Below are 12,639 nucleotides of genomic sequence, written 5' to 3'. Positions count from 1 at the left end.
GACGCGGTGGACCGATTCGACGTTTACTAGTCTGCGGCGTCTTGGTTTCGTCGTTCGGCCGTTCTTCGAGCACGCCCACGAGGGCCGCAGCGATGAGGGCCACTGGCCGATCGTCGTCGTGGGCCAGTTGCCGCAGGACGTTCAGCGCGATGGTTCCCGGCATCTCCGCGAGTGCCTGGGTGAGTCGCATCCGTACCGACGAGTCCGCAGTGTGCGCGGCGAGTGCATCGACCAGCGCACTCATGATCCGGTCCGCCCACGCTGCGTCCCGCGCAAACGTTCCCAGCAGCTCGGCCGCTTCGACGTCGTTCGCGCCCTCGACCACCATCCCGAGGAGCGTCGGCACGGCTCGGGTCACGCCCCGCACGCCCAGTGCGAGAGCGGCATGACTGCGGACCGTCATGTCCGCGTCCCCGAGCGCGTCCATGAGCACCGCGGTCGCCTCGTCGCCGGGCAGTTCAGCGAGCGCCAGGACCGCGCGGCGCCGGACGTCGGCGTCGTCGGAGGCCATGCCGGATGCCACGCTCGCCACACCGTCACCGCCGGCACGCACAAGGGCCCACCGCAGGGCCCCGGCAACGTTCGGATCGGATTCGGTGAGAACCGCCCTGGCCAGCACCTCGACGGGTACCGATGCGTGCTCGGCCGGGGCCAGGACGGCCTGCTGTCGCCGCGCGGCATTCTGCGAACCCAGCCCGTGCAGGAGCTCGACGATGCGCGCGACGTCGGGCCAACCGGCGGGCTCGGCCGCATCGACCGTTCGCAGCCGTTCGAGGAGCTCATGCTCCCGCTTCAGCCTTGCCTCGCTCTCTTCGATGAGGTCGCCGATCAGTGCGGATGGGGTGAATCCGGGATCGTCGAGCGTGCGTGCGATCTGACGCAGCGACAGTCCCAGCGACCGCAGACCCTCCACGTACAGGATCCGTCGGATGTCTTCGGGGGTGTACTCCCGGTAGCCGCCCACGGTGCGACCGGTCGGCCGTACCAGCCCGAGGGCGTGGTAGTGCCTGAGCATCCGGGCGCTCACCCCCGAGCGGCGTGCCACCTCACCGATCAGCACGAAGTGGTTTCCTCCGAATCCAGACCGAGCGCGACGACCCGCCTCGCCGCATCGACGGCGAGGTCGAACCCGGCGTCCGGGTCGCGCCGCAGCCGTGCCGTCGCGCCTGCATGCGCGCGTACCGCCGGGTCGTGATGGCTCATCGCAGTCCGCAGGATCGGCTCGACCACGTCGCCGAGCGCGACGAGGGCACGGCTCAAACTCAGCCGCATCTCTCGGTCACCGCGACCAAACTGCGCGGCCAGTTCAGTAGCCAGCGCCTCCTTGTCCCCGTCAGGCACGAGAACGACGGCAGCGCGCCACGCACTGCGCGCAACATCGTCGTCGGCGTCGTGCAGCAGTGACCGCGTGATCGCGGGCCACACGCTGCTGTCCCCGATCTTTGACAGGGTATGCAACGCCTGGCTACGAGCCTGTGCGCATCCGGACCGTAGCTCCGCGCGCAGCTTCGGAACCGTGATCTCCGGCGGAAGACGGGTCAGCGCCCACGTGAGCATGTCGCGCACGAAGAAGTTCGGCTCGATCGCGCACCGCGCCACGAGCACGTCGACCGAACCGGGCTCGGGATGCGTACCGATGGCCAGGGCCGCCTGCAGCCGCGTCGACGAGTTCTCACCCGATAATGCCTCGAGCAGCCGCGTGTGCTGCACATGCCCATGTGCCGAGCTCATGGGGCACCACCTCCGATACCCCAGTCAAAAGCCTGTCACAGTGACAATGTCAAGTCCACGGACAAGACGCCGCGGACATCGGCGCACCCGCGACCACATCCCGGCCTGATGGTAACGGTTTTCATTTCGGTACTTACCGGGGCTGGCTGCCTCGGCTGGGAGATCGGGGCGAGAACTTCGCGCAATCCGCCGTCATGCCGCTCAACCTTCATGATCATGGGAATGATCTGGCTGTCGGGGTAGCCAGATCATTCCCATGATCATGGAGTCGCCCGGCCCGGAACGCGCCGCCCGATCCAGTGGCGACCACAAGCGACCGGACGCGACCCGCACGACTGTGCGGCACCATCCCGTTGCGCAATACCGGGGTTGACGGATGACCGCACGGCTCAGCTTCGCGGCCTTGATCGATCATGGGCAGGCTTGTTCTCGGTGTCGCGATCGCCGCCCGAGTTGAGGCCGTACCGCCTGCGCGCTGAAATCTCTCTTCACCTGACGGTGCCGGCCGTTCGTCACGCGGCGCGACGGAGTTCGTCGACCTTGCGCTCGCGGTCGGCGGCAGATCCGGATGCCGCAGCAGGTATGGCTTGAACGCTCCGCAGCGTCCGCCCTGGCGGCTGGTGGGCAGGGCCTCTACCCGTACAAGCCAGTCTTCGCATGTCAAAATCCGGCATGACGATTCGCCGTGCCGTGCCAGATATCACAACCGCCGACCCGGTCGCGAGCAGCGGCTTCTACCAGCTTTTGGGTTTCCGCGAGGAAATGAACCTGGGCTGGGTGGTCAACCTGGTCTCACCGTCCAATCCCACCGCCCAGGTCATCCTCATCACCAAAGATGCGGCGGCCTCTGTAAACCCGGACCTCAGCGTGGAGGTCGACGACGTCGATGCCGTCTACGAGGCGGTACGCGCGACGGGCGCAGAGATCGTGCATGAGATTACCGACGAGCAGTGGGGCGTCCGGCGCTTCTTCGTCCGCGATCCGGACGGCAAGGTGGTCAACGTTGTCAGCCACCGCTGACCGGCAGAAGGGCCGACAGCCTACCGTCCCGGCAAGCCCTCTCGAGCCCGCCCGGCGAGCTGGTACGGACTCGCGCCGACCAGCACGGACCGGCCTGGACCTTTCCGAAACAGCGGATCCTTTCGGAACATAACTGGTGCCTATTCCGAAACGGTGCCCGCCGTGCTGAACGGTTGCGCTACATCCGATCACCGCCGGAACACAACGCGATCGCTGCGGCGTGGGCTACGAGACCCTCGACCGCCGGTCGTGCACCCTCGCGACAAGCCAAGATCGACGCACTCTTCTAGCCGATGTGCGCGGCGCATTCCGTGTCCTGGAAGGAGCGTTCTCGTCGTACGTCTGGTCGGATTCGATCGCAACAGTCTGGTCCTGCTGCAGCAGCGAAACTTCCGGATCTTCGCGGCGGGGTTCGCGTCCTCCTTGCTCGGCGCCAACATGGCGGCCGTCGCGCTCACCTTCGCGGTGCTGTCGCGTGGCGGCTCGCTGTCGGACCTGAGCCTCGTGCTGGCCGCCCGGATCCTGCCGCTGACGCTGTTCCTGCTCGGCGGCGGCGTGATCGGCGACCGGTTCCCGCGCCGCTACGTGCTGGCCGTGGCCGACTCGCTGCGGCTACTCGGGCAGTTCGGTCTGGCCGCGTGCTTCCTGTTCGACCAGGCGCCGTTGGCGGCGGTGCTGGCGCTGTGCGCGTTCGTCGGCTTCAGCGAGGCGCTGTTCGAGCCGGCCTTCGAAGGCCTCGTGCCCGAGCTGGCCACCACCGAGCAACTGCACGACGCCAACGCGCTGCTCGGGCTGCTGCGCTCCGCGGCGGCGGTGGGCGGCCCCGCCATCGCCGGTGTGCTCGTCGCGGTCGCCGGTCCGGTCTCCGCGCTGCTGGTTTGCGCCGCCGGCTACGGCGTCAGCGTCACCACGGTGCTGCTGCGGGTACAGGACAAGCATCTGCAGGACACCTCCGGCGAGCGCCGGCCGTCGATGTTGCGCCAGCTACGGCAGGGGTGGACGTTGTTCCGCTCGCAGCGCTGGCTGTGGGCGATCACGCTGCAGTTCGCGATGTTCAACCTGCTCGTCTGGGCGCCGTTCCTGGTCCTGGGCCCGGTGCAGATGCAGTCGCACTACGGCGGCGGTGGTGCCTCGGGCATCGTCATGGCGGTGTACGGCGTCGGCGGCGCGGCGATGCTCGGCCGACGCCCGTCCCGGCCGCTGGTGCTCGCCACCGCGGTCACGATCGCCTGGGCCGCACCGTCCGCGGCGCTGGCGTTGCGGGCACAGCTCGCCGCGGTGGTGGTCGCGGCGTTCCTGGCCGGCTTCGGCAGCACCACATTCAGCGCCGTCTTCTCCACCGCGGTCCAGCAGCGGGTCCCGGCGGACGCGCTGTCGCGGATCCGTTCCTACGTCGCGCTCGGGGCGTTCTCCCTCGGCCCGCTCGGCCTCGCCGCGAGCGGACCGGTCGCCGAGGCCACCTCGATCGAGACGGTACTGGCGATCGGCGTCGGCTGGCAGGTCCTGGCCAACGGCGCCCTGCTCGCGATGCCGGTGATCCGCAGGTTCCGCCAGCTCTAGCAGACGCCGCACACGATCGACGGCATGAGCGCGCGTCATCTCGATCCTGAAGCAGGATCACCTGCCGGCATCCGGGCTTCACGAAACACTCCCATCGCGGCAGATCAGTGAGCCTGCAGTCCTCCGGCACACCACTCAAACGGTGCACGGGCGCCATGGGAACCGAAGCGCGATCGTGGGATCGTCCTCCAGGAAGCCGACGAAGGCTCGAATGACTTCCTCGGTCCATCGAACTTGACGCATGCCCGTATGGTGGCCTTGCCGCGTCGCGGTTCCGTCAACTCGCCCAGGAAAGTCGCCCGGCCTACGGAGGCGCTGTGAAGTTCAACGACGTGTTCTGGTACATCGTCATATTCCTGTTCCTCTTCGGCGGCAGTACCGCGGGCTTCGTACAGCACCTCCAGTCCCGCCGGCACAGGTTCAAATTGGCGATGGCCCAGGAAAAGGTCAAGTTGGAGCAGGCGAAGGCGAAGCTGGCCGAGGAGCAGAACAGGCAGACCGCGCTGGAGGTGCGCAAGGCAGAGCTGGAGATCGAACACTATGACCGGCGGCTCCCGGGCATGCCATCGGTTCCACTAACCGACAACGCCGCGGAAGAGACGCCGTAACCGAGTCTCCGCCGACCGCCGCCACCCATGGGCATACCCGACCTCCGGTGTTCACGAGTGCTGCCGGGCCGCGAAGCTGTATCGCAGTCGGCGCTGGAACGGCGTGGGGTATCTGCACATCGGCAGATCCGAATACCACATGCCCCTCGCGGTTCGGTAACGCACGGTGAGTGTCGGCGAACCGTGACGCGCACTCGACCCACGGTGCCTCCAGCGTGTGGTTGCTCATCCGAGGCAGGTCTACGGAATGGCACGGTGAGTGCGCTGAGCGGCCTGGAGGTCAGTGAGTGATGGTGGTCTGCTGATACAGCGCGAGTCGGGGACCACCGTCGGTGCGACGGTAGACGCTCGACATGATAGCGACGAAAGGCTCGTCAAGGTCGGCGCGCGATGACGAGGCGCGATAGACGATAGCGGCGGTGTCCTGTCCGACCTCGACCATGCGCGCGTCGGTGATTTCGTAGGCGTCCCACGCTGGCGCACCGTCGAGTGAGCCAGCAATTTCATCGCGGGTCATCGCTGTGCCGTTGACCAGGATAAACACCGCCTCGGGGGTCATCAATTCCCCGTAGAAAGTGCCGCCTTTCGACTCACAGAGGGAGCGCCAACCGGCATGTTCGAGCGCCAGAAGTTCGTCCAGGGTGAAGGTGCTCATGCCTCCACGGTAGCAACGTCGTGAGGAGATACAACTAATCAGGCAGACGTTGTGGGGAAGGTGCGTCAATTCAACACGGCACCTGTGCGAGGACAACGTGGTCCTTGCGGACGTCACCGACCATGGCGAATTCGGACCGGTCGACATCGCAGCAGAAGCGGAGGTCCCTGGCATGGTCGCTGAAGTGTGCTAAAATAGCCGCCGTCCATGTCTAGGGTGGCAACAGGAACTCTTAAGGGAGGTGAGGTTGATGACCGCCGTGGTGACGGCTGCTGCCTGCAGCGTCCGGTCCATCCTCACGTCCCGGCCCCTCGGCTGAATCCCTCCGCAACATCCGCGCCGAATGCGCGGACGCAACGCAGAGCTTCCGAGGGCCCCTTTTCACAAGGGTTTCACGTTGCTGTCTTCCGATTCTTTTTCCCCTAGATCGTCTCCCTCCGGCGGCCTTTTCGCCTACGGCTGGGACACAGAGCTCGAACGGTCCTTCACATCGCATCGCGCCGCAGGCTTCATCCCCGCACGCATCATCGGCGTCGATCGCGGCAGGTGTGACGTCATCACCGAGACCGGCCCGACACGGGCCGGCACCTCGCTGGTGGGCGCATCGGACCCGGTCTCGGCTCCGTGTACCGGCGACTGGGCCGCTCTGCGCTCGGGCCACGAGCCCGAGCTGACCGCTCTGCTGCCACGTCGCAGTGTCATCGTCCGCTCCTCGGCCTCACGCTCCTCGCATGGTCAGGCCCTAGCCGCCAACATCGACACGGCCGCTCTGGTCGTCTCTGCCGAGGTTCCGTTGAACCCCGGGCGCATCGAACGGCTGCTGGCCCTGGCCTGGGAGAGCGGCGCGCTCCCGGTAATCGTGCTGACCAAGGCCGACCGGTCAGCCGACCCCAGCGTGGCCACGGCCGAGCTGACCCGACTGGCCCCCGGCGTAGAGATCATCACCACCAGCGCCGCCACTGGTCATGGGCTGGAACTGCTTACGGCCACGCTCACCGGCACGGTGGTACTGCTCGGCCCGTCCGGAGCCGGCAAATCGACGTTGGGCAACGCACTACTGGGAACCGAGGTACTGGCGACCGGCGCCGTGCGATCCCAAGACGGCAAAGGTCGCCACACGACGGTCCGCCGTCAGATGGTCCCGCTGCCAAACGGCGGCGTGCTCATCGACACCCCGGGCCTGCGCGGAATCGGCCTGTTCGACGCTGACGACGGCCTGCAACAGGTCTTCGCCGACATCGAGCGGCTCGCGCCGGAGTGTCGGTTCAGCGACTGCGGCCACAACTCCGAACCCGGCTGCGCCGTCCAAGCCGCGATTGCCTCCGGCGAGCTGAGCAGGCGTCGTCTGGACAGCTACCGCAAGCTCCAGCGGGAGAACGCCTGGGCAACTTCTCGCAGCGACGCACGGCTACGCGCCCAACGCGAGGATCACAGGAAGGCCATCACCCGATCTCTGCGCGAGACCTACACCTTCCGCGATCAGCAGGGACGGTCATGAGCCAGCCGGCCGCAGAACACGACGGTTCTCGGCCCGAACCTCACCGCACCGCCTACGTCTCCATCTCAAAGAACGCCGAAGGAACATCCAATATGCTCTATAGCTGGACCACTCGACCCGAAACCGATCAGGACATCACCTCAATCCGCGAGGTCACCCTCGACGCCTTCCCCACACCGCTGGAAGCCGACCTCGTCGAGGCGCTGCGCACCGACCCGGCATGGCTACCCGAGCTGTCCATCGTGGCCGAAGGCGCCGACGGTACCGTCGCCGGATACGCACTGTTCACCCGCTGCCACGTCGGCGACGTCCCGGCCCTGGCACTCGGCCCCTGCGCCGTCCTGTCCCGTTACCAGAAGCAGGGCGCGGGCTCTGCCGCGATCCGCGCTGGCCTGAAGGTCGCTCGTACCATGGGCGAAAACCTCGTCCTCGTGCTCGGCCACCCCGAGTACTACCCGCGGTTCGGGTTCAGCCGGGCCTCCGCCTATGGGATCCGCCCGTCTTTTGAGGTGCCCGATGAGGCGATGATGGCGCTCGTGTTCGACAACACCCTCCCGGTCCCGAGCGGCACCATCATCTACCCGGCACCATTCGGCGTCTAAGCGGGTTGACAGAGGTTCTGCGCCTAACCGGGCGCGGGGTAGGTCGCCGAGGGCGAAGACGACGCGGCCTTGCCGGCTGTTGATGACTGAAGAGGAAGCCATCACAACAAGACCGGCAAGGTCGTGTCCATTATGCGCCCTGTCTGTGTGTTCGCCGAGGGCTCCAGCGGCGCCCGGGCCCAGGTCGCGGACCGGCTACGACTCGGCGGTCGACCCGGAGCCGCGGTGCCGCCGCACAACGGCTCTACCGATCATGGCCCGCTACCCCCGCTCACACGTACTTGGACGCGAACTTGTGGATGCTCGCCGTCACCCGCTCGACCTCGGCCTCACTGAGGCCGTGGCTCATGCCGAGCGACATGCCGTACTCGAAGACCTCGTCGGCGACCGGCAGTCCGTCCGGCGGGGTCCGGAACTCGACGCCGGCCATCATCGGGTGCCGGGTGATGTTGCCGCTCCACACGGTACGGGTGTCGATGCCGTCGGCTTCGATCGCCTCCTGCAGGCCGCTGCGCGAGAAGCCGGCGTCCTTCTGGATCATCACCGGGTAGCACAACCAGGCGGTGTGCAGCTCCGGCAGCGGCTTCGGGGTGCGGAACAGCTTCGGGTACGCGCCGTAGGCGGCGGTGTAGGCGGCGAAGATTTCGGCGCGGCGCTTGTAGTTCTGGTCGAGCTTGTCGAGCTGCTTGAGGCCGAAGGCGGCGCCCAACTCGGACGGCTCGAAGTTCCACGGCAGCACATCGAAGATGAAGTCGTTGTCGTAGGCAACGCCGTCGAGATCCTCGCGGAACACCCGACGCCGCTCCCCCGAGCCGTACAGGTTCGGCTCGGAGCGGCGTCCCCAGCGGCGCAGCATCAGGGCACGGTCGCGCAGTTCCTCGTCGTCGACGAGAACCATGCCTCCGTTGCCCGCGCAGGTGATGATGTGCGCCATCGCGAAGCTGGTGACGCTGATGTCCGAGCGGGTGCCGGTCGGGGTGCCGCGCAGCGTGGCGCCGAGTGAGTCACACGCGTCCTCGATGACCTTGAGGTGGTGCCGGTCGGCGATGTCGCGGATGACGTCCCAGTCCGGCGCGTTGCCGACGAGGTTCGGCACCAGGATCGCGCGGGTGCGCTCGGTGATCATTTCTTCGATCTTGGAGACGTTGATGTTGAAGGTGTCCGGCTCCACGTCGACGAAGACTGGCACGAGGCCAGCGCGTACGATCGGCGCGACGTCGGTGGAGAAGGTCAACGGAGACGTGATCACCTCCGACCCCTTGGGCAGGTCCAGCAGCTCCACCGCGACGTAGAGTGCCGACGAGCCGGAGTTGACCATCAGGCCACGGCGCTTGCCGAACAGCTCGGCGACCCGGCGCTCCAGCTCGTCCACGTTTTTACCGATACGAAGTGCCTGGTGTCCGCCGCGCAGCAGTGAGATCACGGCCTCGATCTCCTCGTCGCCATGCACGCTGCGGGCGTAGGTGATTCGCTCCATAGGGTTGTCAACTCCTTTGAATTCTCCCGTTCAGGACGGGAACCGCTCTCGACGTCGGTGCTGGGAGACTTAGGGAAGTACAGGTCGCGCAGCCGCGAGGTGTCGCTGAACTCGTCGGCAGGGGCCGGTCGCGGCGGCGAGGTCACTGCGGCGTGCGGCCAGCACTGGGAAGAGTTCGAGGATCTCGTCGATCACCGGCCTGGCCTGCTTGCGTGAGTAGCGCTTTGCGGACCCGCCGAGCAGCAGATTCTGCTCCACGGTCAAGCGCCGGAAGAGGCCGCAGATCGCGCGCAGCAGCGCGCTCTTGCCCGCCCCGTTGCGCCCCACCAGGGCGGTGACTCGTCCACTGCGTGCGTTCAGTGAGACGCCACGTACCACCTTCAAGTCGCCGTAGCCGGTGCCGACACCGTCGACCGCGAGCAGCGGCGTGGTGTCCCGAGAAGCGTTCATGCTGATCCCTGCCCGGTCGGAAGTGATCGCCACGACGCCGACCCAACCAGGCCGGCCACCACGCAGTGCTCTTGAACACCAGGAAGTTGAGGTTCTTGACACACGGGGTGCCGACCAGGCCGTCCGGTGGGCCATCGCGACCAGCCCGGTGGCTGCGACGGACAGGTCACCGATCAACGGCACGTCCCGGCCCAGGCGCTCGACACCCTTGTCCAAGGCCTCATTGGCGCAGCCCTCCGAGCCCACGACATCGGTGCCCTCGCTCTTGAGCGCGTTGGACACCGACCTGGCGAAATCCTCGCCAGAGGCGGTCGAGCCCTGGATGATGCCCGCGGATTTGTAGCCCGCTCCTTGGCGTACGTCGCGATGCCCTTGCCCTGCGTGTCCAGCGTGGGCGACAGGTTGAAGTTCAGCGGGAACTTGCTCGGATCGGCGGATTCGGTGGTCGGTGCGATGTTGAAGAACAAGATCTTGCTCTGTTCGAGAAACGATAGGACCGCAGTGATGATCGTCGACGGGCCGGAGTCCAGGTACAAGTCAGGCTTGTTGTTGGACGAGAGCGCCCGGCGCAAGTTCGTCACGGCTTTCGTCGGGACGCCGGCCTGAGCCGGACCGCGATCTTGCCCATATGCCGTTCTCCAACCAAGCGCTTGCTCAAGTGTGCAGGTGTACCACGTTAGCCAGGCCACATGGCGGCGTCAACAACACCTCAGATCAGACTTCGAGAGTCCCGGATACCGGATCGCCGTGGTGACCATGCGCGACCGAGGTACCGCAACGCGCAGAACTCGGCAATGACGTACGCCCTGGACGACGCTTTCTAGACGCCGCCGTCGATGGCAACCACCTGACCGGTGATGCCGGTGTTCGCCGCCGACGCGAGAAACGCGATCGGTGCGGTGATCTCGCCGGCGTCCAGGGGGCGGCCGAGCGGAATCACGTCGGTGTAGCTGTCCGGTATCGAGTCGATGATGTGGCGGCGTCGGGTGCGGTAGTTGCTGACGCATACCCGAACCCCGGCTGAGCCCGGGCCCACGTCTGCCGGATCCGCCGTACTCGACCAACTCAGCGAGGCGGCGCCTCTGCTGGAAGGGGGAACGCGGTGCGCGGTTGCTGGCCCGCCCACCACAGCCCGATCGCAAGCGCCGCTGTCGCCTCCAGGTAGGCCGCTCGTTCCAGCCCGCCGCAGGGCGCCGGCGTGCAGCCGATCGAGCTGATCAGGGTCTCCGTCGCCGCGGCTGCCTCGGCGTGGTCCGCGCAGTATGGCACGGCCAGCGGTACACCCTCGAAGGTTGGCGGACGCAGTGTCCAGATGCTTACGTGGCAGAGGTTGAACGCCTTGACCACATGCGCGTCGGGCGCGGCGCCTGCCAGTTGCCGCGCCACAGGCGTCGTGCCACCGGTGTTGAGCATCGGCCCGTCGCTGGTCGGTACGAGGGAGTTGGTGCAGTCGATGACCGTCCGACCGGCGAGGCTCCCGGCGAGGCTGCCCACCAATTGCGGCGCCTCTGCCGCCGGAACCGCCACGAGGATGACATCGCCGTGGCCCGCCGCGTTCACGAGGCTGCCATGCCCGGCGGCGCCGATGCGTCTGGCGGTCTGCTCCGCCCGCCCTTGATTCCGGCCGCCGATCACCACGTCGTGTCCGGCCACAGTCCATGCGCCGCCAAGCGCTGCCGCCATACCACCCGCGCCGAGTATGCCGATCCTCATCCGTCTGCTCCGTTCTCGCTCTGCGGCTCCTCGGTTCAGACCGCCGTGCAGGACGATAGGCAGGCCGATGCACACCGTACGGTGTGCAATGCATCGCGCAGGATGGGCGCATGGGTATTCCTGCTGATCAGCTCGACGACTACACCTCCGACTGCCGGGCCCGTGTGGCATTTGAGGTGCTCGCCAACTGCTGGGACAGCGTCGTGGTCTTCACCATCGCCATTTACGGTCCGATGCGTCCGGCGGCACTCCTCACCCGGATCGGCGGGATCAGCCCTAAGGTACTCAACGACGCGTTGCGCCGGCTGGAGTACAACGGACTGGTGGAGCGCCGGCCGTACCCGGAAGCGCCACCCCGCGTGGACTACGCGCTCACGGAAGCGGGCAGCGCGCTGCTGGAGCCGATGCAGGCAATGAGTGCCTGGGCCACCCGGTACGCCGATGCGGTCCTTGACGCTCAGGAACGGTTCGAGGCGCGGGAGGCGTCCACCCGGCCCGGAGCCGCTCGGCGTCGCCGCATCCCACTCACCGGCAACGCTGAGTAGCAGCCACAGTGAGGGCACCCAGGCACACGGCTTTCCCGTTCGGCTGGGCACACTCATTCGGCAGATCCGGATGCGTATGGGCTGCGGTGGGGTGCCTGCGGTGGTGCAGTCAGATGGTCGGCGGCCGGTTGCGGTGGGGGGCCCGGACGGGGGTCGGCTTGGCGGTGGTGCCCAGCCTGGGTGCGGGGACTGGGGGCCGCGGCTGGCGCGATGGAGCCGACAGCCCGGACGGTCGGCGCTGTCGTGGACGTCCGCATGGCGGTGCGACCGCAACGCCCCGTCGGCCCCGCCACGCCGCGCAAAGACAGCGGCAGATGCGTGTACCAAGATCGCGGATCGAGGATTGTTTGGTCGCAAGCGGTGGCGATGTTCCGTCATACCTTCGCAGCCGATATATTGGTGCGCGTGGAAACCCCGCTGCGTGAACCCACATTCCTGATCCTCATCGCCCTCGCCGGCGAGCCGATGCACGGTTACGGCCTGATCGCCGAGGTGGCCCGGCTGTCCGACGGCCGTGTCTCGCTGCGGCCCGGCACGCTGTACGGCGCGCTGGACCGGCTGGTCGACGCAGGCCTGGTGGGCGTCGACCACGAGGAGATCGTCGACGGCCGGCTACGCCGCTACTACCGGCTCACCGAGCCGGGCGGCGAACTGCTGGCCGGCGAGACTGAACGCATGCGCCGCAACGTCAAGGCGGCAACCACCCGGCTACGCGCCGCCAAGGTCGCGCCCCACCCGAGCCGGAGATTCGCATGAGTCTGCCGCAAAGCCAGCCGGACC

14 protein-coding genes and 1 pseudogene are annotated in these 12,639 nt (G+C 67.2%); 8 read left to right on the top strand and 7 right to left on the bottom strand.

Annotated features, from left to right (window positions below; all coding sequences use genetic code 11):
- Positions 1-76: 76 nt before the first annotated feature.
- Both Drose_RS36700 and Drose_RS36695 read right to left on the bottom strand, forming a co-directional pair.
- Positions 77-1,060: pseudogene (locus Drose_RS36700) on the bottom strand (HEAT repeat domain-containing protein); the annotation flags it as partial.
- Positions 1,054-1,731: a HEAT repeat domain-containing protein gene (locus Drose_RS36695; RefSeq protein ID WP_260725789.1), complete on the bottom strand. Its 678-nt coding sequence runs from the start codon at positions 1,729-1,731 to the stop codon at positions 1,054-1,056. The pseudogene Drose_RS36700 and the gene Drose_RS36695, both read right to left, overlap by 7 nt.
- A gap of 672 nt (positions 1,732-2,403) precedes the next feature.
- Here Drose_RS36695 and Drose_RS36690 point away from each other — a divergent pair.
- The 3 genes from Drose_RS36690 to Drose_RS36680 all read left to right on the top strand — a co-directional run bounded on the left by Drose_RS36690 (position 2,404) and on the right by Drose_RS36680 (position 4,919).
- Positions 2,404-2,751 carry a VOC family protein gene (locus Drose_RS36690; RefSeq protein ID WP_260725788.1) on the top strand — a complete coding sequence of 116 codons (348 nt, stop codon included), beginning with the start codon at positions 2,404-2,406 and terminating at the stop codon, positions 2,749-2,751.
- A 153-nt stretch (positions 2,752-2,904) separates the two neighbouring features.
- Entirely contained in the window at positions 2,905-4,311 is a 1,407-nt protein-coding gene (locus Drose_RS36685) for an MFS transporter (protein WP_313899974.1), read from the top strand.
- A gap of 317 nt (positions 4,312-4,628) precedes the next feature.
- On the top strand, positions 4,629-4,919 hold the full coding sequence (locus tag Drose_RS36680; RefSeq protein ID WP_260725786.1) for a hypothetical protein: 291 nt from the start codon (positions 4,629-4,631) through the stop codon (positions 4,917-4,919).
- Positions 4,920-5,199: 280 nt separating this feature from the next.
- Here Drose_RS36680 and Drose_RS36675 read toward each other — a convergent pair whose 3' ends face one another.
- The gene (locus Drose_RS36675) at positions 5,200-5,574 is read right to left on the bottom strand and encodes a nuclear transport factor 2 family protein (RefSeq protein ID WP_260725785.1); all 375 of its coding nucleotides are present in this window, start codon (positions 5,572-5,574) and stop codon (positions 5,200-5,202) included.
- A 397-nt stretch (positions 5,575-5,971) separates the two neighbouring features.
- Here Drose_RS36675 and rsgA point away from each other — a divergent pair, with 397 nt between their 5' ends.
- Positions 5,972-7,072, top strand: a complete 1,101-nt coding sequence (gene rsgA / locus Drose_RS36670; protein WP_260725784.1) for a ribosome small subunit-dependent GTPase A — start codon at positions 5,972-5,974, stop codon at positions 7,070-7,072.
- Positions 7,069-7,674: a GNAT family N-acetyltransferase gene (locus Drose_RS36665; RefSeq protein ID WP_260725783.1), complete on the top strand. Its 606-nt coding sequence runs from the start codon at positions 7,069-7,071 to the stop codon at positions 7,672-7,674. The genes rsgA and Drose_RS36665 overlap by 4 nt, the downstream gene beginning before the upstream one ends.
- 271 nt (positions 7,675-7,945) lie before the next feature.
- Here the strand turns inward: Drose_RS36665 and Drose_RS36660 are convergent, their stop codons facing one another.
- Positions 7,946-9,151 (bottom strand): DegT/DnrJ/EryC1/StrS family aminotransferase, encoded by a 1,206-nt coding sequence (locus Drose_RS36660; RefSeq protein WP_260725782.1) that lies wholly within the window; start codon positions 9,149-9,151, stop codon positions 7,946-7,948.
- 69 nt (positions 9,152-9,220) lie between these two features.
- Positions 9,221-9,883 (bottom strand): ATP-binding cassette domain-containing protein, encoded by a 663-nt coding sequence (locus tag Drose_RS36655; protein WP_260725781.1) that lies wholly within the window; start codon positions 9,881-9,883, stop codon positions 9,221-9,223.
- A 108-nt stretch (positions 9,884-9,991) separates the two neighbouring features.
- Between Drose_RS36655 and Drose_RS36650 the strand changes: the two genes are divergently transcribed.
- Positions 9,992-10,207, top strand: a complete 216-nt coding sequence (locus Drose_RS36650; RefSeq protein ID WP_260725780.1) for a hypothetical protein — start codon at positions 9,992-9,994, stop codon at positions 10,205-10,207.
- Between the two features lie 214 nt (positions 10,208-10,421).
- On the opposite strand, the gene Drose_RS36645 is transcribed toward Drose_RS36650, so the two are convergent.
- Both Drose_RS36645 and Drose_RS36640 read right to left on the bottom strand, forming a co-directional pair.
- A complete protein-coding gene (locus tag Drose_RS36645) occupies positions 10,422-10,637 on the bottom strand; it encodes an SDR family oxidoreductase (RefSeq protein ID WP_260725779.1) in 216 nt (71 codons plus the stop codon).
- 29 nt (positions 10,638-10,666) lie between these two features.
- On the bottom strand, positions 10,667-11,284 hold the full coding sequence (locus tag Drose_RS36640; RefSeq protein WP_260729942.1) for an NADPH-dependent F420 reductase: 618 nt from the start codon (positions 11,282-11,284) through the stop codon (positions 10,667-10,669).
- Positions 11,285-11,424: 140 nt separating this feature from the next.
- Here Drose_RS36640 and Drose_RS36635 point away from each other — a divergent pair, with 140 nt between their 5' ends.
- Together Drose_RS36635 and Drose_RS36630 are read left to right on the top strand one after the other, a co-directional pair.
- On the top strand, positions 11,425-11,859 hold the full coding sequence (locus Drose_RS36635; RefSeq protein WP_260725778.1) for a winged helix-turn-helix transcriptional regulator: 435 nt from the start codon (positions 11,425-11,427) through the stop codon (positions 11,857-11,859).
- 405 nt (positions 11,860-12,264) lie between these two features.
- Positions 12,265-12,615: a PadR family transcriptional regulator gene (locus Drose_RS36630; RefSeq protein ID WP_260725777.1), complete on the top strand. Its 351-nt coding sequence runs from the start codon at positions 12,265-12,267 to the stop codon at positions 12,613-12,615.
- Positions 12,616-12,639: the final 24 nt, after the last annotated feature.

The sequence above is a fragment of the Dactylosporangium roseum genome (assembly GCF_025264685.1).
Taxonomy (GTDB): Bacteria; Actinomycetota; Actinomycetes; order Mycobacteriales; family Micromonosporaceae; genus Dactylosporangium; species Dactylosporangium roseum.
The sequence above is the reverse complement of the archived record's forward strand: the minus strand, read 5'-3'. Positions and strand labels throughout refer to the sequence as shown.

What these genes read in the sequence shown, in the direction of transcription:
- Drose_RS36695 (WP_260725789.1), bottom strand. Translation starts at nt 1,731, where the DNA reads ATGAGCTCGGCACATGGGCATGTGCAGCACACGCGGCTGCTCGAGGCA.
- Drose_RS36690 (WP_260725788.1), top strand. Translation starts at nt 2,404, where the DNA reads ATGACGATTCGCCGTGCCGTGCCAGATATCACAACCGCCGACCCGGTC.
- Drose_RS36675 (WP_260725785.1), bottom strand. Translation starts at nt 5,574, where the DNA reads ATGAGCACCTTCACCCTGGACGAACTTCTGGCGCTCGAACATGCCGGT.
- Drose_RS36665 (WP_260725783.1), top strand. Translation starts at nt 7,069, where the DNA reads ATGAGCCAGCCGGCCGCAGAACACGACGGTTCTCGGCCCGAACCTCAC.
- Drose_RS36660 (WP_260725782.1), bottom strand. Translation starts at nt 9,151, where the DNA reads ATGGAGCGAATCACCTACGCCCGCAGCGTGCATGGCGACGAGGAGATC.
- Drose_RS36640 (WP_260729942.1), bottom strand. Translation starts at nt 11,284, where the DNA reads ATGGCGGCAGCGCTTGGCGGCGCATGGACTGTGGCCGGACACGACGTG.
- Drose_RS36635 (WP_260725778.1), top strand. Translation starts at nt 11,425, where the DNA reads ATGGGTATTCCTGCTGATCAGCTCGACGACTACACCTCCGACTGCCGG.